The sequence below is a fragment of the Thiogranum sp. genome (genome assembly GCF_058323355.1).
Genome location: NZ_JBTTIO010000006.1, coordinates 75,002 through 95,609, shown reverse-complemented (window position 1 = coordinate 95,609; position 20,608 = coordinate 75,002). Strand labels below are relative to the sequence as shown.

Genomic DNA, 20,608 nt, shown 5'->3' with positions numbered 1-20,608 from the left:
AACGCGGAAAAAGAGAGCCCTGTTTGAGTGGTTTATGCGCAGCATAAACCGCGAGTTTGGGCGAACGCCGCGTTACGCGAGAAGCACAGGGAACCCGCGCAGCGGGCAAACCGTTGAGCCTGAAAGACACCCGCCAGTCCGCACTTTCCACCCACACTAACCAATAATCAGCTTCACCCCAATCACCAATGTCACCAGTTCAAAAGCCCGCTTCACCCATCGATTACCCTGCCGGATCGCCAGGTGCGCACCGAAATAGCCGCCCAGCAGTGACCCCAGCAGCAAGGCCGGTACCCACTCCCAGCGGATTTCCGCGATCAGTCCCAGCGTCAGTGCCCCTGCGCCGTTCCAGAACACCCCCACCAGCACCAGTGTGTAGGCAATCGCGCGCTTGTACTCAAAACCGAACCAGCGCACCAGCCACAGGGTGACGAAAAGGCCCGTGCCCGAGGTAAGGGAACCATTCAGTGCGCCAATCACAAACAGGCCGGTTCCACCGATGAGGAAGCCCCTGCGATCGCGGTGCTGGATGCTTTCTGACTGCCCAAGCCCCGGGCGCATCCAGGAGTACAGCCCCAGCCCCGCCGTCAGGAACCCCAGCGCCACTTCGGCCACCCGGCCGGGGATACCCACAACCAGGTTGGCGCCCACCACCACGCCGGGCAAACCGGTCGCAAGTATAAAAAGGGAAAGCCGTTTTTCCAGTCCGCCCTCCCTCAAGTGGCGCACCGTTGCGCCGATACCAAGGGCAACACTGGCCACCTTGTGGGTCGCCAGTGCGACCACGAATGGCAAACCCAGAAAGATCAGTGCCGGCAGCTGGATCAAACCGGCGCCACCGCCTGAAAAGGCCGACAACAGGTTTGCCAGCAGGGAAATCAGAAACAACACGAACTGGTCTAGCAGATCCACTGGCCGGTGACTCGCAGAGTTGGAAAGGTAAACATGAAAATGCTGTCTCGCATCAAACAGTTCTCAGCCATTGGACTGTGCGCCATGATTGCGCTGTCGTTCACACCAGTCCAGGCCGGCAAACTGAAAAAGTGGATCGACGAAAATGGCCAGGTACAGTACGGCGACCACATTCCACCGCAGTATGCGAAAAAAAGTGTCCAGACGCTGAACAGCCAGGGTGTTGTTGTGCAAACCCGTGCGGCGGCGAAAACACCGGAACAGATTGCCGAGCAGGAACGCCTGGCGCAACTGGCTGCCGAGCAGGAACGCAAGCGCCAGGAACAGGCCCGCAAGGATCGTATTCTGCTGGATACCTTCACCAACGAAGACGAGATGATCCTGACCCGCGATGGCAAGATCGAAGCCATCGAGGCTATTATCCGGGTGACCAACGGCCGTATCGAGAAGATACGTCAACGGTTGTCCTCACAGAAAAAACGCGCCGCGAATCTGGAGCGTGCGGGCAAGCCTGTTCCCGACAGCATGATGGAACAGATCCGGGAATCGCGCAACCAGATCAGGCACAATACCGAATACATCGAAAACCGCCGGTTGGAACAGCAGGCCATCCGGGAAAAGTTTGAAGTCGACATCAAGCGCTTCAGAGAGTTGCAGGCTGCCAAACAGGAACAGGCGCTCGACACTGCAGCAAAGTAATCGCGTCAGCGCTTGATGAGGGTACCGACACCCTCGTCGGTAAACAGCTCAACAAGCACCGCATGCTCGACCCGGCCGTCGATAATATGCGCGGCACGTACTCCGGACTTGACGGCCGACAATGCGCACTGGATCTTGGGCAGCATGCCACCGTGAATGGTGCCATCCCCGATTAACCCGTCGACCTCCGATGCACTCAGCCCGGTCAACAGATTCCCCTGCTTGTCCAGCAGCCCCGTTGTGTTGGTCAGTAAAATCAGCTTTTCCGCACCCAGCACTTCAGCGATACGGCCCGCCACCAGGTCGGCATTGATGTTGTATGAGCGACCGTCCTCGCCCACACCGATGGGTGCAATAACCGGGATAAACCCGCCATTGACCAGCATATCGACCACATCGGCGTCCACACTGGCCACTTCACCCACATGTCCGATATCGATGATTTCCGGTGCATCGAGTTCCGGACTGTTGCGGGTGATCTTGAGCTTGCGGGCGCGGATCAGGTCACCATCCTTGCCGGTCAGTCCAACCGCCCGGCCACCGTGGCGGGTCATCAGGTTGACGATTTCCTTGTTCACCAGGCCACCCAGCACCATCTCCACCACGTCCATGGTTTCGCTGTCGGTTACCCGCATGCCTTCGACAAAACGGCTTTCCTTGCCCAGCTTGTCCAGCAGCTGACCAATCTGCGGACCGCCACCGTGCACCACGACCGGGTTGATACCCACCAGCCGCATCAACACAATGTCGCGCGCAAAACCGCTCTTCAGGGTTTCATCGACCATGGCGTTGCCGCCGTACTTGACCACCACGGTCTTGCCACGGAAACGCTGGATATAGGGCAGGGCCTCACCCAGAACGTGGGCGATTTCAGTCGCTTTATCAGAACTCAGGCTCATAATTTTCAGAATGGCAATGACAGGTTGGGATCAACCTGTAACATAACACGACGGAACTCATCCTGTATGGCGCTGAGAGCCAGCTCGTCGTCCGCCTCAAAACGCAGCACCAGGCAGGGCGTCGTGTTGGACGCACGCACCAGCCCCCAGCCGCGCTCGAACTCGACCCGCATGCCGTCGATGGTGGCAACACGCGCATTCTCGAAGTGGGCGCTGGTGAGCAGCTTCTCCATGAACACCGGCGGTTCGCCTTCCGCCATCGGTACGTTCAGTTCAGGTGTGTTGACGCTGTCCGGCAATTCCGCGAACACCTCACTGGAAATACGCGCGTCATTGGCCAGGATCTCCAGCAAACGTGCGGCAGAATAGAGCGCGTCATCAAAACCGAACCAGCGCTCCTTGAAGAAAATATGCCCGCTCATTTCACCGGCCAGCAACGCGCCGGTCTCTTTCATCTTGGCCTTGATCAGCGAATGCCCGGTCGCCCACATCAGCGGCTCACCGCCGTGCTCCGCAACAATGGTGGCAACATGTCGCGAGCATTTCACATCATAGATAATCTGCGCACCGGGATTACGTGCCAGCACATCCCTGGCCAGCAACATCAGCAAACGATCGGGCCAGATAATCTCACCGCTGGAACTGACCACGCCAATACGGTCCCCGTCGCCATCGAAAGCAATACCGATTTCGGCACCATGCTCCTGCACCGCCTGGATAAGTGCTGCAAGATTCCCGGTTTTACCGGGGTCAGGATGGTGATTGGGGAAATTACCGTCGACTTCACAAAACAGTTCCACAACCTCACAACCCAGTTCCCGCAACAGGCGCGGCGCAGCAACACCGGCTACACCGTTACCGCAATCCACCACGACTTTCATCGGGCGTACAATCTGTACGTCGCTCTTTACCCGTTCGATATAGTCCGGCAACACGCTGACTTCCTCGATACTGCCTTCACCTGTCAGCAGGTCGCTGCTTTCGATACGTTTATGCAAACCCTGAATCGCCTCGTTCGCCAGCGTCTCGCCACCCAGTACAATCTTGAAGCCGTTGTACTCTGCCGGGTTATGGCTGCCGGTCACCATGACACCGGAACCGCTACCCAGATATTGGGCAGCGAAGTAAAGCACCGGCGTGGGAACCTGCCCGATATCCTTCACGTCGCGACCGGTTGCAACCAGCCCGCGGATCAATGCAGCCGTCAGGTCGGGGCCGGACAGACGCCCGTCACGCCCCACCACAATCGTCTGCTCTCCCCGGTAATATGCCTCGCTACCGATTGCCCGCCCGATTTCGTAGGCTGTATCCGTGGTCAATGTCTCGCCGGCAATCCCACGAATATCATAGGCACGGAAGATCTCTGCACTGACGCGGGTGTTATCAGCGTCCAGTTGGGTAACTTCAAGTGATCCCTCATCGAACAGCAGGTCGCCTTCAATTTCATCGATAATGTCGCTGCCTGCCTTTCCTTCCCTGTCCTGCGCAGCGGCAGACACCACCGGCACACCGGCACTCGCCGTACGCACCATCAATTCGAGGGTATCGTGGAATTCCTCCAGCGCACAGGGATAGTCCGACCTGACCCGCCCGTCGCGCATATCCTTGACGATGGTCAGGGCAGTAACCTGATCCTTTCGCAACGCACCAGCGGTGCGGCGAAATACAAACCAGACCAGTAACAGTAATACCACTGATGCGCCGACCCCCACTCCTGCAGCGCTTACCAGCAAGGTGCTGCTGCCGCCGGCAGCATCTGCAGGCCAGTAGGCTATCTGCCAACGCGTGCCGCTTACCTTTGATCGGCTCGGTGAAACATCGGTCTGCCGCAAGGCCGATGATCCCTGGCGGGTAAACACCAGCGGTGTTGCGCCAGCAATCTGCTGCAACTCAACGTAGCCGTTCACGGCAATCTGTTTCAACATGGCCTGCAAGGGCTGTAATGGGAAACTCACCATCAAATGGCCGACGATGCGACGACCACCGGGATCAAGAATACGCCGCACCAGATTGATATGCTGTTGTGGTGTGCCCGCCATCTGGACTTCCACGGGCGGTGGCGTTTCATGCGTCTCGGCATACTTGAGCATCTCAATCGCCGCATAACCAATCGGCGGACTGGTTTCGAGATCGACTTCCTCAACACCCGGTAGCAGCAGACGAACCCGAACAGCTGTCGGGAACAGTCCGGCAAGCTGCTCGGCCTGTGTCGCCAGAGCCGTTTCATCGCCCTGCTCCATGAGCCGCGCAAGTTCCTGAACCTTTACCGCGCGCTCGGCCGTCACAGCCTGCTGCTCGACCCATTGACGGATCCCGCCCGCCAGCAAGCCTGCAACCTGACCGGCATGGCGCTGTCCCGCACTTCGCAGCTGGAATTCGGTTTGCATGTATACCACCAGCGGCGGAAGGGCCGCCAGTAACGCACCCGCCAGCATCAACAACAGCATCTGGCTGCGCAGACTCAGGCGTGCAGGGGGTTTTGTGGTAGATGCCTTCTCCGCAGCGGCCTTGACCGGCTTGTCCTTACCCCTACCCGATCGAAACGGTAATTTCATCAACAATCCCTGATTGGTCTTTCGTTGTAAATCTGTCAGGCGCGACCGGTGTGCCCAAAACCCCCGGCCCCACGTTCACTATCGACAAATTCCTCAACAACTTCAAATGCTGCGCGCACAACCGGCACGAATATCATTTGCGCGATCCGCTCACCCGGCTGAACAGTAAACGGGGTATCGCCACGGTTCCAGCAGGACACGAACAATTGCCCCTGGTAGTCCGAATCGATCAGACCAACCAGATTGCCCAATACCACACCGTGTTTATGGCCAAGCCCGGAGCGTGGCAACAGCACCGCCGCCAGTCCGGGGTCACTGATGTGTATTGCCATACCGGTCGGGATCAGTTCGGTGGCACCCGGCTCCAGTACCAGATCAGCGTCGATACAGGCGCGCAGGTCCATACCGGCGGAACCGTCGGTGGCGTAGTCGGGCAAGGGAAACTCCGCGCCGATGCGCGAATCGAGAATTTTAAGCTGAATGCGCTGCATGATGTTCCTGTGTTTTTGCGCCGCCTGCGTACAGCGCGGCGATCTGTTTTACCAGCTGGCGGGCCAGCCGGGGCTTCGGTGCTCTTTCAAGCGTTTTGCTGCCACCTTCCCAGACCAGCAACAGTTCATTGTCGTCCGTATCGAAACCCAGCCCGGCACCGACCCGGTTGGCGGCAATCAGTTCCACACCCTTTGCCAGGCGCTTTTTCTGCGCACAGGCCAGCAGGTTTTCTGTCTCCGCGGCAAAGCCCACACAAAATGGCCGGGGCTGATGACTCGCTACCGTGGCGAGAATATCGGTGACGGGCTGCAGGGTTAATGACAGGCTATCCGCCTGCTTTTTGATCTTGCGCGTTGCCGGGGCCTCGGGGCGATAATCCGCCACAGCCGCGGTAGCGATAAAAAGATCGCAACCGGCTGTCAGCTGCACCTGTACAGCCTCCAGCATCTCTGCCGCACTCTCCACCCGAACAAGATCAATACCCGCCGGCGCATCAAGCACCGTTGGGCCACTGATCAGCACAACGCCTGCGCCCGCTTCGCGCGCGGCCGCGGCCACGGCGTAACCCATTTTCCCGGAACTGCGGTTACTCAGATAACGGACCGGATCTATCGCCTCACGGGTCGGACCGGCCGTCACCACCACGCGGACACCCGCCAGCGCACCACCGGAAAAGCTGTCTGACAGCCGGTTCACCAGTTCTGCGGGTTCCAGCATACGTCCCGGGCCGGTTTCGCCACAGGCCTGCTCACCCTCGGCAGGCCCCCATACCGCGACCCCGCGTCGACGCAGTGTTTCAATATTGTCCCGGGTCGCCGCATTGCCCCACATGGCCTGATTCATGGCCGGTGCTACCGCCAGCGGCTGTTCGCTGGCAACACAGACCGCCGACAGCAGGTCATCGGCCCGCCCGTGCGCCAGTTTTGCCAGGCTATCCGCGGTGGCGGGTGCAATCAGGAGGCGGTCCGCCCAGCGCGCCAGATCAATATGGTCCATACCACTGTGGTCGTCCTGCCAGTCACACCACACGGGTTCACCGCTGAGCGCCTGGAAGGTTCGCACACCGACAAATTCGCGCGCCGCCGGCGTCATCACCACGCGGACGCGGGCGCCAGCGGCACGCAACCGGCGCACCAGGTCGGCACTCTTGTATGCCGCGATACCTCCGCTGACACCAAGAAGGATCTGTTTTTTCGCAAGAAAATCCATAGAAGGCAAGTGTACCAGAAGCCTGGCGTGCAGAAAGGCCCGTTGTCGCGCAGGCAGCGCTTGTATACCCGGGCTTTACAAACCCGCTGTGGCTGACCAGAATCCCGCACAGCACACCATCCACGACAACGGTGAACAGGGAGGTTGACCATGTCGATCCAGCAATGGCCGGTTTCCGAACGGCCGCGTGAAAAACTTCTGTCACAGGGCGCCCAGTCGCTTTCCGATGCCGAGCTGCTGGCCATTTTCCTGCGTACCGGCACCACCGGTCGCAGCGCCGTCGATCTGGCGCGTGACCTGATGTCCGAATATGGCGGCCTGCGCAGCCTGTTCCAGGCAGACCGCATACGTTTCTGCCGCACGCGGGGACTTGGCGATGCAAAATTCGCCCAGCTACAGGCGGTACTGGAGCTGGCCCGCCGCCATCTCGGCGAAACCCTGTCACGCCAGGACGCCTTGCAAAACCCGGATGAAACGCGACGTTATCTGACAGCCAGATTACGCGAATACCCTTACGAAGTCTTTGCCTGTCTGTTCCTCGACACCCGGCACCGGGTCATAGCCTGCGAAGAACTGTTCCGTGGCACCATCGACGGCGCCAGCGTTCACCCACGCGAAGTCCTGCGGCGTGCCATGCAACACAATGCCGCGGCACTGATACTTGCCCACAACCACCCGTCCGGCGTTGCCGAACCCAGTCAGGCTGACCGGCGCATCACCGAACGCCTGCGCGAGGTCATGGCGCTGGTCGATATCCGGGTGCTGGATCACATCGTGGTCGGCGACCGGGTGGCCGTATCATTTGCAGAACGCGGATGGATGTAACATGCCACCATGCCGTAAAAATAAATTAATCTATAATTTTCATAGCCTTAAGCAATTTCCCGGCAGGTTCACGCGCGTTCCCGGAGAGCGCCTGTGTGTGCAAAAACCTTGTCTGCCGGTAACCACTCTGGTATAAAGCGCGGTTCTCGTTGCTCGCCCCCGGGCGGGTCGTGCAAGAATCTTGAGGAATAGAGCAATGTCCAAAGTTTGTCAGGTCACCGGGAAGCGCCCGGTTTCGGGTAACAATGTTTCCCATGCGCATAACAAAACCCGCCGCCGGTTCCTGCCGAACCTGCACTCTCACCGTTTCTGGGTAGAGAACGAAAACCGCTGGGTGAAACTGCGCGTGTCTTCCAAGGGTATGCGTATTATCGACAAGCTCGGCATCGACACCGTGCTGGCCGACATCCGCGCCCGCGGCGAAAAGGTTTAAGGGGAATCAACCATGCGTGACAAGATCAAACTGGTATCCAGCGCCGGCACCGGCCACTACTACACCACCACCAAGAACAAACGCACCATGCCCGACAAGCTGGAGCTGAAGAAATACGACCCTGTAGTACGCAAGCACGTGACCTACAAGGAAGCGAAGAACAAGTAATTCGTCCCTGGTCATTGCACAAAAAAGCCCGGCAATGCCGGGCTTTTTTGTGCCTGCATTCAAACCCTCAGAGCGCGACGGCTGGCTGCAGACTGTAGCCTTTCAGGCGCTGCGCAAACTCCTGCAGGGCCCTGACGCCAGTCTCTTCGGCCTGCTGACACCAGTCCTGCAAAGCCTTGAGCAACGCCTCATGACTGGCCGCGGAGCGATTCCACACCTGCTGGAGCTGCTGCCGGTACTGGTAGGCAACCCGCAGGTCTCCAAAACGACTCAGCACGCCTTCCAGCAGACCAAGGCTTTGCGCATCCATGGTATCCGGGTCACGCACCAGCAAACGGCGCGTGCTGCGCAGACCCCAACGGCACTCACCGTTGCGGCATGCCTGCCGCAGCAGCGGCCACAACACCTGCCGGGCATAGTCCGACATCACGTGGAAACGGGCAATAACCACGGCTTTCACGGTATCCAGGTCAACACTCTCCTTGCCGGCAAGAATCCGCGGCCTGGGCGCCAGCTTCCTGACCCGTGCCAGGCCCAGTGCCTGCATCACGCGGATGTAGCCCCAGCCCAGATCAAATTCCCAGCGACGCATCGAGAAGCGCGCTGAACTGGCAAACGCGTGGTGATTGTTATGCAACTCCTCGCCACCGACCATAAAACCCAGCCAGGAAATGTTGCGTGATGCATCCGGCGTCTCGTAGTTGCGATACCCCCACCAATGACCGATACCGTTGATCACACCCGCTGCCCAGAAAGGAATCCACAACATCTGCACGGCCCACAACGCAACACCGAAGAATCCGAACAGGGCATAGTCGATCACCAGCATGATGGCAATACCGAGTATCGTGAAACGGCCATACAGGTTGCGCTCCAGCCAGTCATCCGGTGTGGCATGGCCATATTTCGAAAGCGTGTCTGCCTTGTCCGCCTCAACACGGTACAGCTCCGCGCCGCGCCATAACACGGTGCGGATACCGCGTGTCCGGGGGCTGTGCGGATCATCGGGCGTTTCGCACTTCGCGTGATGCTTGCGATGCACGGCCACCCACTCGCGGGTCACGGTACCTGTTGTCAGCCACAGCCAGAAACGGAAAAAATGGCTGATGGCAGGATGCAGATCCAGCGCGCGGTGCGCCTGGTGACGGTGAAGAAAAACAGTAACGCTGACAATGGTGATGTGGGTCAGCACGAACCCGGTCAAAAGGTAGCCCCACCAGGGGAGATCTACCAGGCCGGCATACCAGGAGAAGCCGGAGAACAATGTAGCCATTTAAACCTCTAGAACATATATTGGCAGCTGGCAGTTTAACACAGCTGGCCCTGCCAACAGTTTCGGCCGTATCGGCCGACAGCTTGATTAATGTTTAACGAACGGAATCTGCTACACTTTTTACCTCGTCAGGGAACCGACACCAGACTATGAGCGACATCTTTATAGGCCGGCAACCCATTTACGACCGCCGTCAGGACGTCTACGCCTACGAGCTGCTGTTTCGCTCGGCACAGCACAACGCCGCCAATATTACCGATGGCGACAAGGCGACCACCGATGTCATCGTCAACACTTTCATGGAAATCGGGCTGGATAATATCGTCAGCGACAAGCTCGCTTTCATCAACCTGACACGCGCTTTTTTTGTCGATGAAACAGCTATCTCGCTGCCCAGAGACCGGGTCGTACTGGAACTGCTTGAAGACATCGAGGCCGACGACGAGGTGGTGGCCGGTGTCACACGATTACGCCAGCAGGGGTACCGTATCGCGCTGGATGACTTCATCTATCACGCGTCACTGCAGCCGCTGGTGGAACTGGCCCATATCATCAAGATCGACATCATGGCGCTCAACCAGGATGAAATCCGCGATCACGTCGCACAGCTGCGCAAACACCCACTGCAGCTGCTGGCCGAGAAGGTAGAAACCCGCGAGGAATACGATTTCTGCATGCAGCTGGGCTTCGACTATTTCCAGGGTTACTTCTTTGCACAACCGAAAATCATCAAGGGACAGCGCCTGCCCAACAACCGGCTGTCCATACTCAAGCTGATGAGCCGGCTGCAGGACCCTGATATCACACCGGACGAGCTGGAAAGCCTGATTGCCCGGGATGTTGCCTTCAGCTACAAAATTCTGCGCTATGTCAACTCGGCCGCCATCGCCCTGTCGCGCAAGATCGAATCTGTCCAGCAGGCTGTGGTCATCCTGGGCCTGAAGACAATCCGTACCTGGACCACCTTGCTGGCCATGTCACAGATTGATGACAAACCGATGGAACTGGTGGTCATCGCCATGATTCGCGCCAGGATGGCGGAGAACATGGCGCGTGCGCGCAAGGAACCGGACCCCGATGTCTATTTTACCGTTGGACTGTTTTCCGCACTGGACGCGCTGATGGACAACAGCATGGAAGAGATCCTCACCCAGTTGCCGCTCGCCGACTACATTACCGAGGCGTTGCTGCATCACAGTGGCAGCCATGGCAAAACCCTGTCCTGCATACTGGCTTACGAACGCGGCGACTGGGAAGATATTCACTGCGATCACCTGGGCGCCACGGAAATTCGCGACGCCTACCTGTCAGCCGTGCAGTGGGCCAATGATGTCTGCCAGGCACTGATCGGCGATTGAACGGCTGGCACAGCTTTTCTTGATCTGGATCAAGGACGGCCAGCGGCACACTGCGTAGTCTGGATCGCGGTTGGACTAGTGACCGGTTCAGGACACAAGCACTAACTGCTCAGTGTTTGTGTTCCGTACCCTCGAGCTTTGTCTTCCTATCCCGTCCTTTCCGCAGAACCGCAAGGTTCTGCGGATTTTTTTGTCAGCAGTAAACTGCCATCTGCCGCCTTGCGGAGTGTCCACTGCGGCTCAACCAGCAGGGTAGCCTCGTCATCCACCACCAGCAGCGGCCCCTCATAGACCGGCCCGTTACCCAGCCCAGCGCGGCGCCAGACCGGAACAGGATGAGAAAACCCTGAAAGCTCAGCGAGTTCGAGCGGACTACCGTTTCCTTCCGGTGCCTCTTCCAGGCACACCAGTTGTTCGCCGGCAGCGGACAGCGCCACGCGGATATTGACCAGCTCGAGCGGGGCATCGAGCCGGTGGCCGAATCGCTGCCGGTGCGCCTGGTGGAAAGACTCGGCCGCGTCAGCCACCGATTCGAAAGGGATATTGAGTGAAAAACTCTGCCCGGCATAGCGCAGATCAAGGCTGCGCGCGCAATTGACCGTTTCGCGCTGCACACCTTCCTCCAGCAACTCCGCAAGGCCCTGGTCCGCCAACCGCTGGAAGGCCGACTGCAAAATCACCTCTTCCTGCCCATCCAGCAGGCCACGCAGTGTATGCGACAGTTGCCGGCCGCGTGGCGCCACCAGCATACCCAGTGCCGATAACACCCCGGCGGCTGCCGGCACCATGGCCTGTTGCATCCCCAGGGCATCGGCCAGCGCGCAGACGTGCAAACCACCGGCTCCACCAAAGGCAGTCAGCGTAAACCCGGACGGGTCTATGCCGCGCTGGACGGAAATTACCCGTAACGCCTGCGCCATATGTTCGTTGGCCAGCTCGATGACACCTCGCGCCGCCTGTTGCGGCGAAACGTCCATGTCCTTTGCCAGTGCCGAGATCACCTGCTGCGCAGCGTCCACGTCAAGCGACATATCGCCGCCCAGAAACGCCTGCGGCCGTAAACGTCCGAGCACCAGGTTGGCATCGGTTACCGTCGCCCGGCGGCCACCCCGGCCATAACAGGCCGGCCCGGGGTCAGCACCGGCCGATTCCGGCCCGACTGCCAGCATACCGCCCTCGTCCACCCGGGCAATGGAGCCGCCACCGGCACCGATGGTGTGCATGTCCACCATCGGCACGGCCACCGGGTAACGGCCGATACGACCTTGCGAGGTCAGGTTGATGCGGCCATCGATGAGCGCCACGTCCGTGGACGTGCCGCCCATATCAAAGGTCAGCAAGCGTGTAATACCATGCCTTGCCGCCACATGCCGCGCCCCCATCAGGCCGCCGGCCGGGCCTGACAACAGCAGGTTTACTGCCCGCTGCGCAGCGCGATCAGCACCAATCGTCAGCCCCGAGCTCTGCATGACATGCACCGGCGCCGGTTCCACGGCCTGCTGCAGGCGCTGCAGATAACCCTGCACCTTCGGCCCCAGCCAGGCATTCAGCCAGGTTGCCATGCCCCGTTCGTATTCGCGTATCTCCGGCAATACCTCGGAGGAACAGGAAACAAACAGGCTGTCCGGCAGGGCGCGGCGAAGCATCCGTTCAAAGCGGTCATCCAGCCAGGAGAACAGCAAATTAATGGCCACGGCCTGTGGCTGCAAGGCAGCAACCTGCCTTGCCAGCGCAGCGCACTCGCGCTCATCGAGCGGCTCCACCACACTGCGGTCCGCACCCAGTCGGCCGCCGGCTTCAAGACATAACCCTGCCGGTACCGGTGGAGGCAGTGGCTGCGGCTGTAACTGGTAGAGTGAATCACGGGCTTGCCGACCGATGGTCAGTGTGTCGGCAAGCCCATGGTTGGTGATGTACACGGTGCGCACACCCTTGCCTTCGAGTGCGGCATTGGTGGCCACGGTAGAACCGTGCACGAGGTGGAAAACCTTGCCTTCCAGCCCCAGTGCCCGGATGCCCTGCAGGATGGCGCGTTCCGGCGCCTCGGGTGTCGACAGTAGCTTGTGGGTGCGAATACGCACACCATCAAAACAGACAAAGTCCGTAAAGGTACCGCCCGTATCAACGCCCAGCAGCAGCATGGCTGTTTCTAGTCGGCTTCCGCGACACAATTACGGCCGGCACGCTTGGCCTTGTACATGGCATCGTCGGCGCGCCTCAACAACTTGTGCAAATCGTCCCCGTCAGACCGCACTGCCAGCCCCTGGCTGATGGTGATATCCAGTCGCTGGCTTCCGGTATTGATCGGCTGGCTGGCAATACGCTGACGGATACGCTCTGCCACCTGCAGTGCCGTGTGGCGCGAGGTGTTCTCCAGCATAATGACAAATTCCTCGCCGCCGTATCGGCCGACAAGATCAAATTCACGCAACGCCGCCCTGATACGCGCCCCGACTTCGGCGAGCACCTTGTCCCCGACCATGTGGCCATAGCTGTCATTCACATTCTTGAAGTGATCCAGGTCAGCCATGATGATACACAAGGGCTGACCGGTTTTGGCGGAGCGCCCGATTGCGCCTTCCAGTGCGTCGAGCAGACTGGTTCGACTGGATACGCCGGTCAGCGCATCCTGTTGCAACTGGGTGCGTAACAGGCTCTGTTCCAGCCGAAGATGCTTTACCGAGCGGTCCAGCTCCATCATGCTGCTACGATGGTAGACCTCGGTGGCGACCGCAATGTCCAGCGTGGTCAGTTTCAGCACCAGGCGGCTGAGCGCCTGCTGCTCACCCGGATCGCCGACACACTCCGTCACCATTTCCAGTATCAGTGTCTGCATAACGCCAAACGCAGACAGATATAATGCCAGCGGCAGGCCCACACGCGCATGCGCGATACCGACACGGGCCCGGGTCTCGAAGTAGCTTGCATCGCGGAAGTTCACACCGAAGGCTGACAGGTAATCAGCCAGCATCACCTTCAGTCGATTGATATCATAGCTTGCCAGCAGGGACTCGGCGCGTGAATCGTGCAATAACTGCTGGTAGAATTTATCGACAATGCGCCGTGACGCCTCGGCAGTCAGCACACAGCGGTGTAATTCCTGAACCGTGTTACGCGACTCGTCTTCAAGGCCGATCAGCGCCAGTTGCGCACGACGCCAGTCGGCATCGAAACCGAACTGGTCACATAGCGGTGCTCCCGGTTTTCGCGCTGGCATAAAAAAGGGTTATCCAAATCCGCTTTCGTTTACGTTATGCTCCCGTTCGGGCGCGGACATGACACTGTGGAAGCCATCATAAAGCACATGGAACCAAAAATCCTGATTAGCGTTGAACAATTATCACGTTACTACGGACACCAGCTTGCGGTTGACCATATCGACTTCACTTTGAAGTCAGGTGAAGTACTGGGCTTTCTCGGCCCCAACGGGGCAGGTAAATCAACCACCATGCAGATAATCACCGGCAACCTGGCACCGAGCGAGGGCCGCATACAGATCAACGGCATCGACATGCTCGACCAGCCGAAACAGGCCAAGGCGCATATTGGCTACCTGCCGGAACAACCACCGGTTTACCGCGACCTGACCGTCGACGAGTACCTGGATTACTGTGCGCGACTGCACCGTGTCAGCGCTGCGCAACGTGGGCAAGCCATTAGCCATGCCAAGCGCCGCTGTGGTTTGCTGGCGGTCAACCGCCGGCTGATCGGCAACCTGTCCAAGGGCTACCAGCAACGCGTCGGCATTGCGCAGGCCATTTTGCACAACCCTGCCGTAGTCATCCTCGATGAACCGACCGTCGGCCTCGACCCCAACCAGATCCGTGAAATCCGGGAGCTGATCCGTGAACTGGGGGAGACACACGGCATCATCCTGTCCACACACATCCTGCCCGAGGTCCAGGCCACCTGCACCCACGTGCAGATTATCAACCAGGGCAAGCTGGTGTTCTCAAAGAGCATGCAGGACATCGAAAAGCAGCTGGTCAGTCACATACTGGTACTGGAAACCCGCGAGCCGCTGAGCGACGAAGTGCTGGAGCAACTGCCCGGCGTGGATCACAGTGAGCGGATTGGCAACACCCGTGCGCGCCTGCACTTTGAGCACGACAACCCGGCCGGCGCCATTGCCGCTTACCTGGCCGGGCAAGGACTGACACTGGTTGAACTTGCGCTGGACCGGCAGACCCTGGAACAGGTATTTGTAGAACTGACCTGCCAGGACGGGCATCACACAACGGAGCATGCTGCCTGATGATATTCACTATCGCCCTGCGTGAACTGAAAAACCTGTTCCTGTCACCGCTGGCCTGGGCAATACTCGCGGTACTGCAACTGGTGATGGCCTTCCTGTTCCTGTCACAGCTGGACACCTACATGGTAACCTGGCAGCCACGGCTATCCGGCATCGAGGGCGCACCCGGTGTAACAGATATTGTTGTTGCACCACTGTTCCAGACCCTTGGCTTCCTGCTGCTGCTGATCTCCCCTGCAATTACCATGCGCAGCTTCAGCGAAGAACAACGCAACCGCACCCTGACACTGCTGCTGTCGGCACCGGTATCGATCCGTGACATCGTTGTTGGAAAATTTCTTGGTATCACCCTGTTCTTTTTTGTTGTACTGCTGATGATCGTTGCCATGCCGCTGTCGCTGTATGCCGGCACCACCCTCGACGCCGGCAAACTGCTGGCCGGTCTGCTGGGTCTCGCTTTGCTGTCCAGCGCATTCGCAGCCATCGGGCTGTTCATGTCATCCCTGACCGAACAGCCGGTTGTCGCGGCCGTCAGCACACTGGGACTGTTGATGTTGTTGTGGATCATTGACTGGAATACCGGCAGTGGCGAGGATGTTTCCGGCCTGTTCCAGTATCTGTCGCTGAAGACCCACCTCAACGCCTTCCTGAAAGGTCTCTTCAGTACCCGTGACCTGGCCTACTACCTGTTGCTCACCGGCGTGTTCCTGGTTCTCGGCATCCGCCGGCTGGACCAGAAACGCCTGACCGGATAGCACCATGAAAGTCACCCGTTCCTCACGCCGCCAGTTACAACTGCAAAACCTGGTCTTCCTGATCGGGTTGCTGACCGTCACCAGCCTGCTCGGCTGGTTGAGTACGCGTTACAACATCGAAGCAGACTGGACCAGCAGTGGCCGCAACAGCCTGTCCATCGACAGCCGCAAGTTACTCGAGGAAATGGAGGGGCCGGTGCATATCACCGCCTTTGCCCGCGAAACACCCGAACTGCGTGAGCACATACGCGACCTCGTGGCGCGCTACCAGCGCCACAAAGCTGATATTGAACTGCACTTCGTCAACCCGGACGCGGAACCGGAACGGGTGCGTGAGCTGGGCATTACCCTGGATGGTGAATTGCTGCTCGCCTACAACGGCCGCAGCGACAAGATACAGGACCTGTCTGAACAGAGCCTGACCAATGCCCTGCTGCGTATCGCGCGGCCCAGTGCGCGCAAGGTGGTGTTCCTGGGCGGACACGGCGAGCGCGATCCGTATGGACAGACCAACCACGACCTCGGACAGTTCGGTAAACTGCTCACCGACAAGGGCATCAACATTGAAACCCTCAAACTCGCGGAAAACCCGGCAATACCCGATGACACCAGCCTGCTGGTCATTGCCGATCCACGCACTCCGCTGCTGACCGGTGAAGTAAAACTGATCAACCGCTACATCAAACAGGGTGGCAACCTGCTGTGGCTGATCGAACCCGGCGGCCTGTCGGGCCTGGAACCGGTGGCAGAAACACTCGGCCTGGAACTCCTGCCCGGCGTGGTGGTCGATGCAACCACCCAGCTGTTCGGCATAGACAACCCAGCCTTCGCCATCATCCCCGATTACCCGATGCATGAAATTACCCGCAGCATGGAAGGCAACATCACACTGTTCCCGCAGGCCTGTGCCCTCGAAGTCTCCCCACCGGACGACTGGCAGGCAGAGCCCCTGCTGACCACGCTCGATCGCGCCTGGACTGAAATCGGCCCGATCACCGGCACCCTCCGCTTCGACCAGGACAGCGATGAACGCATGGGACCGCTGGACATTGGTTACGTTTTTACCCGCGAACGGGGCGACGAAGAGAACACCGCGCAGCAACGTGTCGCCACGATCTGCGATAGCGACTTTATCTCCAACACCTACCTGGGCAATGCCGGTAACATCAACCTGGGGCTGGCACTGTTCAACTGGCTTAACCACGACGACCGCTTTATCGCCATCACGGCGCGTACCGCCAGCGACGTTAATCTGGAACTCGGCAAACTGGCACAGGCCCTGATCGGCTTCGGCTTCCTGTTCGTATTGCCACTGGCACTGCTGGCAGCCGGCGCCGGCATCTGGTGGCGACGACGCAACCGTTAACACGGGACCCGATATGAAATCACGCTGGCTCATCAACCTGCTGCTGTTTACCACGGCCGTCATACTCATTTTAATTGCACGCTACGAGCCCGGCATCGACGAGCCACAGGTGCAGACTGTTACGCCATTCAAGGCGGACGACATCGAACGCCTGCGGATTACACGCCCGCTGCGTGATGACCTGACACTCGAACGTGATACAGAAAGCTTCTGGTGGATCGCAGCCGACCCGCGCCTGCCGGCGGAAACTTTTCAGGTTCGTGCCCTGACACGACTGGCCGAACAGGAAGTGACACACAGCTACCCGGTCGAGGACATGGATCTTGCGCAAATCGGACTCGACCCGCCACGCGCCAGTCTGACGCTTAACGACACACGCATCGATTTTGGCGGACTCTCCGCGCTGGAAAACCTGCGTTACCTGCGCATCGATGACCAGGTCGATCTCGTGCCCGACCTCTACCTGTATCTCATCGAGGCAGGCTATACCCAGTTTGTGCGCCGCAAGCTGCTTCCCCAACAGGCCCGCATTACCTCGCTGTCACTCCCCGGTCTGCAACTGCAACGCGGCGACTCGGGCTGGATTGTCACGCCCGAACACAACATTTCCGCCGATGACATACAGCGCTTCATCGACAACTGGCAGGCAGCAACCGCCATCAATGTACGCGAAGCTGACAGCCAGGCCGCAGGGGAACGCATCATCCTTCAGCTGGCAGACCAGCAAAAACCGGTTGAACTGCTCGTCACCTCGCGCAACCCGGAACTGGTGCTCACCCGGCCGGCCTTCGGTATCGAATATCGCATGGGTGATATTGCTTCACGACTGCTTGAGCTTGCCGCGACAACCGAACAACCCTGACCTGGCATGCCGGAACTTCCCGAAGTTGAAACGACACGCCGCGGCATTGAACCGCACCTGCTCGGCACCCGCATCCACGCCCTCACGGTACGCCAGAAACAGCTGCGCTGGCCGGTACCTGATGAGATGGCAGCACGCATTGCCGGCGCACAGATTGAACGGGTAGGCCGGCGGGCAAAGTACCTGCTGACCGAAACATCACGCGGCACACTGATCATTCACCTCGGCATGTCCGGCAGCCTGCGTATTGTCGACGCAACGCTGACAGCGGATAAACACGACCACATCGACCTGCATTTTGGCCAGGGCAAGCTGTTGCGCTATACCGACCCGCGCCGTTTCGGCGCCTGGTTGTGGTGCGAAGAGCCTGTGGACCAGCACCCTTTGCTGGCCTCGCTGGGGCCGGAACCCCTGGGCGAAAGCTTCAGCGGCGAATACCTGTTCCGCAAGTCACGTGGACGCAGGCTGACAGTGAAATCTCTCATCATGGACAGCCATGTCGTTGCAGGGATAGGCAACATCTACGCGAACGAAGCCCTGTTCATGGCAGGTATCCATCCACTGCGGCAGGCAGGGCGTATCAGTCGTCTCCGCTATGAACGGCTGACGGAAACGATTCGCAGCGTGCTGGACGCAGCCATCCGCCAGGGCGGCACAACGCTGAGGGATTTTCTCAACAGTGAAGGTAAACCGGGATATTTCCAGCAATCGTTAAGTGTCTATGGACAGGCATCGGAGGCGTGCACGAGTTGTGGTACGCCAATACGGGAAACGCGCAGTGGACAGCGCTCAACCTTCTATTGCCCGCGCTGTCAGCGCTAGACCGGAATGATGAACAGCTTAACGTACGCTGGCCAGCCCGCCACCACGCGGGTCAGAAGCCACCTTCACCTTGCCGCTGGTGTAATCAAAATACACCGCCTGCATATTGCCCCAGGCAGATCCCGTCTCTTTCAGTGTATAACCCCGTTTACGAAGTAACCGCTGCACGTCGGGCGAAAGCGCACCCGGTTCGAACTGAATGACATCGGGAAGAAACTGGTGATGGAAACGTGGCAGCGCAACCCAGGAGGCCGGATCAGGGTTTTTATTCATATCGAGAATAGCGAGCAGCAGCATGGTTATAATCCGGCTGCCACCCGGTGTCCCCAGTATCGCCACCCCCTGTTCCGATTCCACAAAAGTGGGCGTCATGCTCGACAGGGGACGTTTACCCGGCTCAATCGCATTGGCCTCGGCGCCGACCAGCCCGTAGGCATTGGGCACACCTGGCCTGGCGGAGAAATCATCCATTTCATCGTTGAGGAGCACCCCCGTACCCGGCGCAACAAAGGCCGCACCGAACGGGTAATTGATACTCAGGGTGGCGGCGACACGATTGCCTTCGCGGTCCAGTATGGAAAAATGCGTGGTATCCCTGCCCGCCGACAGATTTGCCATGCCGGGCAACAAGCGGCTCGGTGTAGCCTGTTGCGGGTGGATCGAGGCACGTAAGCCGTCGGCATAGCGCGGATCCACCAGCCGTGATACCGGCGCCTCGACAAAATCCGGGTCACCCAGGTACTGCGCCCTGTCGCGGTAGGCGCGACGCATGGCTTCCACGATGAAATGCGTACGCCCGGCCGGGTCCAGTTGCTGCAACGGATAACCGGCGAGGATATTCAGCATGGTCGCCAGCCCCACGCCGCCGGATGACGGCAGAGCCGCGGATACAATGCGTTTACCACGATAGTTGAAACTGACCGGTTCACGTTCGACGACCCGATAGTGTTTCAGGTCGTCCAGCGTCCAGATACCGCCTGCGTTTCGCACACCATCAACCAGGCGGCGGGCAACCTCGCCGGCATAAAACCCTTCCCGGCCCTTTTCTGCCAGTGCCCGCAGGGTATCGGCCAGCGCCGGCTGGTGGATCAGCGTGCCCTGCGCGGGCACTTCGCCCTGACGCAGGAAAATGTCAGTCGCCGCCCGGGAACGGTGTAGCGCCTTGAGGCGGAAACGCGCCATGGCACGGTAATGTTTGTCGACAGCGAAACCGTTTTTCGCCAGTTGAATGGCTGGCGCCAGCGACTGCGTCAACGGCAGGCGGCCATAGTGCTCGGCCAGCCAGGCCAGTGCGGCCGGTTCACCGGGAATCCCTGCCGCCAGGCCGCCATCCATCGACAGTCCCGGCACCACCTTACCCTGCGCATCCAGGTACAAATCACGGTGTGCCGCCTGCGGCGCCTTCTCTCGCCCGTCGAGCATCACCTGCCTGCCATCACTGGCGCGGTGCAACAACCAGAAGCCGCCACCACCAATACCGGAACTGTAGGGTTCAACCACGGCCAGCGCAGCGCTGACCGCCACGGCGGCATCGAAAGCATTGCCACCGGCATCGAGAATCTGCATACCGGCCTGTGTCGCCAGCGGATGTGCCGAGGCAATCGCCTGGGCGCCCGGCTGCGGCAACCCCTGTTCGGCGGCCGGGACCATCGGCGCAAGCAGGAGTAGCGCCGCCAGCAGGATATACACCCCCCCACCCCATGCCCTGACAGATCGGACAGACAT

19 protein-coding genes are annotated in these 20,608 nt (G+C 59.5%); 10 read left to right on the top strand and 9 right to left on the bottom strand.

All coding sequences use genetic code 11. The features are described from left to right. Positions 1-156 precede the first annotated feature (156 nt). A complete protein-coding gene (locus tag ACW81B_RS01545) occupies positions 157-912 on the bottom strand; it encodes a sulfite exporter TauE/SafE family protein (RefSeq protein ID WP_491578436.1) in 756 nt (251 codons plus the stop codon). A 33-nt stretch (positions 913-945) separates the two neighbouring features. Between ACW81B_RS01545 and ACW81B_RS01540 the strand changes: the two genes are divergently transcribed. Further along, complete coding sequence (locus tag ACW81B_RS01540; protein ID WP_491578435.1) at positions 946-1,611, top strand: DUF4124 domain-containing protein; 666 nt, start codon at positions 946-948, stop codon at positions 1,609-1,611. Positions 1,612-1,616: 5 nt separating this feature from the next. Here the strand turns inward: ACW81B_RS01540 and argB are convergent, their stop codons facing one another. Genes argB through coaBC form a run of 4 tightly spaced genes read right to left on the bottom strand, consistent with a single transcriptional unit; the run spans position 1,617 to position 6,766 of the window. Beyond that, complete coding sequence (gene argB / locus ACW81B_RS01535; RefSeq protein WP_491578434.1) at positions 1,617-2,510, bottom strand: acetylglutamate kinase; 894 nt, start codon at positions 2,508-2,510, stop codon at positions 1,617-1,619. Positions 2,511-2,515: 5 nt separating this feature from the next. Further along, positions 2,516-5,065: a phosphomannomutase/phosphoglucomutase gene (locus ACW81B_RS01530; RefSeq protein WP_491578433.1), complete on the bottom strand. Its 2,550-nt coding sequence runs from the start codon at positions 5,063-5,065 to the stop codon at positions 2,516-2,518. A 35-nt stretch (positions 5,066-5,100) separates the two neighbouring features. Then, positions 5,101-5,556, bottom strand: a complete 456-nt coding sequence (gene dut, locus ACW81B_RS01525; protein ID WP_491578432.1) for a dUTP diphosphatase — start codon at positions 5,554-5,556, stop codon at positions 5,101-5,103. After that, on the bottom strand, positions 5,537-6,766 hold the full coding sequence (gene coaBC, locus ACW81B_RS01520; protein ID WP_491578431.1) for a bifunctional phosphopantothenoylcysteine decarboxylase/phosphopantothenate--cysteine ligase CoaBC: 1,230 nt from the start codon (positions 6,764-6,766) through the stop codon (positions 5,537-5,539). The genes dut and coaBC overlap by 20 nt, the downstream gene beginning before the upstream one ends. Positions 6,767-6,916: 150 nt before the next feature. On the opposite strand from coaBC, the gene radC reads away from it, so the two are divergent. The 3 genes from radC (at position 6,917) to rpmG (ending at position 8,192) form a co-directional block, all read left to right on the top strand. Continuing rightward, the gene (radC, locus tag ACW81B_RS01515; RefSeq protein ID WP_491578430.1) at positions 6,917-7,591 is read left to right on the top strand and encodes a RadC family protein; all 675 of its coding nucleotides are present in this window, start codon (positions 6,917-6,919) and stop codon (positions 7,589-7,591) included. 196 nt (positions 7,592-7,787) lie between these two features. Further along, complete coding sequence (gene rpmB / locus ACW81B_RS01510) at positions 7,788-8,024, top strand: 50S ribosomal protein L28 (protein ID WP_491578429.1); 237 nt, start codon at positions 7,788-7,790, stop codon at positions 8,022-8,024. A gap of 12 nt (positions 8,025-8,036) precedes the next feature. Next, positions 8,037-8,192: a 50S ribosomal protein L33 gene (gene rpmG / locus ACW81B_RS01505; RefSeq protein ID WP_491578428.1), complete on the top strand. Its 156-nt coding sequence runs from the start codon at positions 8,037-8,039 to the stop codon at positions 8,190-8,192. 67 nt (positions 8,193-8,259) lie between these two features. On the opposite strand, the gene ACW81B_RS01500 is transcribed toward rpmG, so the two are convergent. After that, the gene (locus ACW81B_RS01500) at positions 8,260-9,465 is read right to left on the bottom strand and encodes a DesA family fatty acid desaturase (RefSeq protein WP_491578427.1); all 1,206 of its coding nucleotides are present in this window, start codon (positions 9,463-9,465) and stop codon (positions 8,260-8,262) included. 149 nt (positions 9,466-9,614) lie between these two features. Here ACW81B_RS01500 and ACW81B_RS01495 point away from each other — a divergent pair, with 149 nt between their 5' ends. Then, positions 9,615-10,823, top strand: a complete 1,209-nt coding sequence (locus ACW81B_RS01495; protein WP_491578426.1) for an EAL and HDOD domain-containing protein — start codon at positions 9,615-9,617, stop codon at positions 10,821-10,823. A gap of 146 nt (positions 10,824-10,969) precedes the next feature. Here ACW81B_RS01495 and ACW81B_RS01490 read toward each other — a convergent pair whose 3' ends face one another. Together ACW81B_RS01490 and ACW81B_RS01485 are read right to left on the bottom strand one after the other, a co-directional pair. Continuing rightward, a complete protein-coding gene (locus ACW81B_RS01490) occupies positions 10,970-12,964 on the bottom strand; it encodes a hydantoinase/oxoprolinase family protein (RefSeq protein ID WP_491578425.1) in 1,995 nt (664 codons plus the stop codon). A gap of 8 nt (positions 12,965-12,972) precedes the next feature. Beyond that, positions 12,973-14,040, bottom strand: a complete 1,068-nt coding sequence (locus ACW81B_RS01485; protein WP_491578424.1) for a GGDEF domain-containing protein — start codon at positions 14,038-14,040, stop codon at positions 12,973-12,975. A gap of 66 nt (positions 14,041-14,106) precedes the next feature. On the opposite strand from ACW81B_RS01485, the gene ACW81B_RS01480 reads away from it, so the two are divergent. Genes ACW81B_RS01480 through mutM form a run of 5 tightly spaced genes read left to right on the top strand, consistent with a single transcriptional unit; the run spans position 14,107 to position 18,883 of the window. Further along, positions 14,107-15,078 (top strand): ABC transporter ATP-binding protein, encoded by a 972-nt coding sequence (locus ACW81B_RS01480; protein ID WP_491578423.1) that lies wholly within the window; start codon positions 14,107-14,109, stop codon positions 15,076-15,078. Continuing rightward, the gene (locus ACW81B_RS01475; protein WP_491578422.1) at positions 15,078-15,833 is read left to right on the top strand and encodes an ABC transporter permease subunit; all 756 of its coding nucleotides are present in this window, start codon (positions 15,078-15,080) and stop codon (positions 15,831-15,833) included. The genes ACW81B_RS01480 and ACW81B_RS01475 overlap by 1 nt, the downstream gene beginning before the upstream one ends. Positions 15,834-15,837: 4 nt before the next feature. Beyond that, the gene (locus ACW81B_RS01470; protein WP_491578421.1) at positions 15,838-17,199 is read left to right on the top strand and encodes a GldG family protein; all 1,362 of its coding nucleotides are present in this window, start codon (positions 15,838-15,840) and stop codon (positions 17,197-17,199) included. A gap of 13 nt (positions 17,200-17,212) precedes the next feature. After that, positions 17,213-18,061: a DUF4340 domain-containing protein gene (locus ACW81B_RS01465; protein WP_491578420.1), complete on the top strand. Its 849-nt coding sequence runs from the start codon at positions 17,213-17,215 to the stop codon at positions 18,059-18,061. Between the two features lie 6 nt (positions 18,062-18,067). Then, entirely contained in the window at positions 18,068-18,883 is an 816-nt protein-coding gene (mutM, locus tag ACW81B_RS01460) for a bifunctional DNA-formamidopyrimidine glycosylase/DNA-(apurinic or apyrimidinic site) lyase (protein WP_491578419.1), read from the top strand. Between the two features lie 18 nt (positions 18,884-18,901). Here mutM and ggt read toward each other — a convergent pair whose 3' ends face one another. Then, positions 18,902-20,608: a gamma-glutamyltransferase gene (ggt, locus tag ACW81B_RS01455; protein WP_491578418.1), complete on the bottom strand. Its 1,707-nt coding sequence runs from the start codon at positions 20,606-20,608 to the stop codon at positions 18,902-18,904.

Excerpts from the sequence above, each read along its gene's own strand:
- ACW81B_RS01500 (WP_491578427.1), bottom strand. The coding sequence starts at position 9,465 with ATGGCTACATTGTTCTCCGGCTTCTCCTGGTATGCCGGCCTGGTAGAT.
- ACW81B_RS01540 (WP_491578435.1), top strand. The coding sequence starts at position 946 with ATGAAAATGCTGTCTCGCATCAAACAGTTCTCAGCCATTGGACTGTGC.
- radC (WP_491578430.1), top strand. The coding sequence starts at position 6,917 with ATGTCGATCCAGCAATGGCCGGTTTCCGAACGGCCGCGTGAAAAACTT.
- ACW81B_RS01475 (WP_491578422.1), top strand. The coding sequence starts at position 15,078 with ATGATATTCACTATCGCCCTGCGTGAACTGAAAAACCTGTTCCTGTCA.
- ggt (WP_491578418.1), bottom strand. The coding sequence starts at position 20,608 with ATGTCTGTCCGATCTGTCAGGGCATGGGGTGGGGGGGTGTATATCCTG.
- ACW81B_RS01530 (WP_491578433.1), bottom strand. The coding sequence starts at position 5,065 with ATGAAATTACCGTTTCGATCGGGTAGGGGTAAGGACAAGCCGGTCAAG.
- rpmB (WP_491578429.1), top strand. The coding sequence starts at position 7,788 with ATGTCCAAAGTTTGTCAGGTCACCGGGAAGCGCCCGGTTTCGGGTAAC.
- mutM (WP_491578419.1), top strand. The coding sequence starts at position 18,068 with ATGCCGGAACTTCCCGAAGTTGAAACGACACGCCGCGGCATTGAACCG.
- ACW81B_RS01465 (WP_491578420.1), top strand. The coding sequence starts at position 17,213 with ATGAAATCACGCTGGCTCATCAACCTGCTGCTGTTTACCACGGCCGTC.
- ACW81B_RS01495 (WP_491578426.1), top strand. The coding sequence starts at position 9,615 with ATGAGCGACATCTTTATAGGCCGGCAACCCATTTACGACCGCCGTCAG.
- ACW81B_RS01490 (WP_491578425.1), bottom strand. The coding sequence starts at position 12,964 with ATGCTGCTGCTGGGCGTTGATACGGGCGGTACCTTTACGGACTTTGTC.
- argB (WP_491578434.1), bottom strand. The coding sequence starts at position 2,510 with ATGAGCCTGAGTTCTGATAAAGCGACTGAAATCGCCCACGTTCTGGGT.
- ACW81B_RS01485 (WP_491578424.1), bottom strand. The coding sequence starts at position 14,040 with ATGCCAGCGCGAAAACCGGGAGCACCGCTATGTGACCAGTTCGGTTTC.
- dut (WP_491578432.1), bottom strand. The coding sequence starts at position 5,556 with ATGCAGCGCATTCAGCTTAAAATTCTCGATTCGCGCATCGGCGCGGAG.
- coaBC (WP_491578431.1), bottom strand. The coding sequence starts at position 6,766 with ATGGATTTTCTTGCGAAAAAACAGATCCTTCTTGGTGTCAGCGGAGGT.
- ACW81B_RS01470 (WP_491578421.1), top strand. The coding sequence starts at position 15,838 with ATGAAAGTCACCCGTTCCTCACGCCGCCAGTTACAACTGCAAAACCTG.
- rpmG (WP_491578428.1), top strand. The coding sequence starts at position 8,037 with ATGCGTGACAAGATCAAACTGGTATCCAGCGCCGGCACCGGCCACTAC.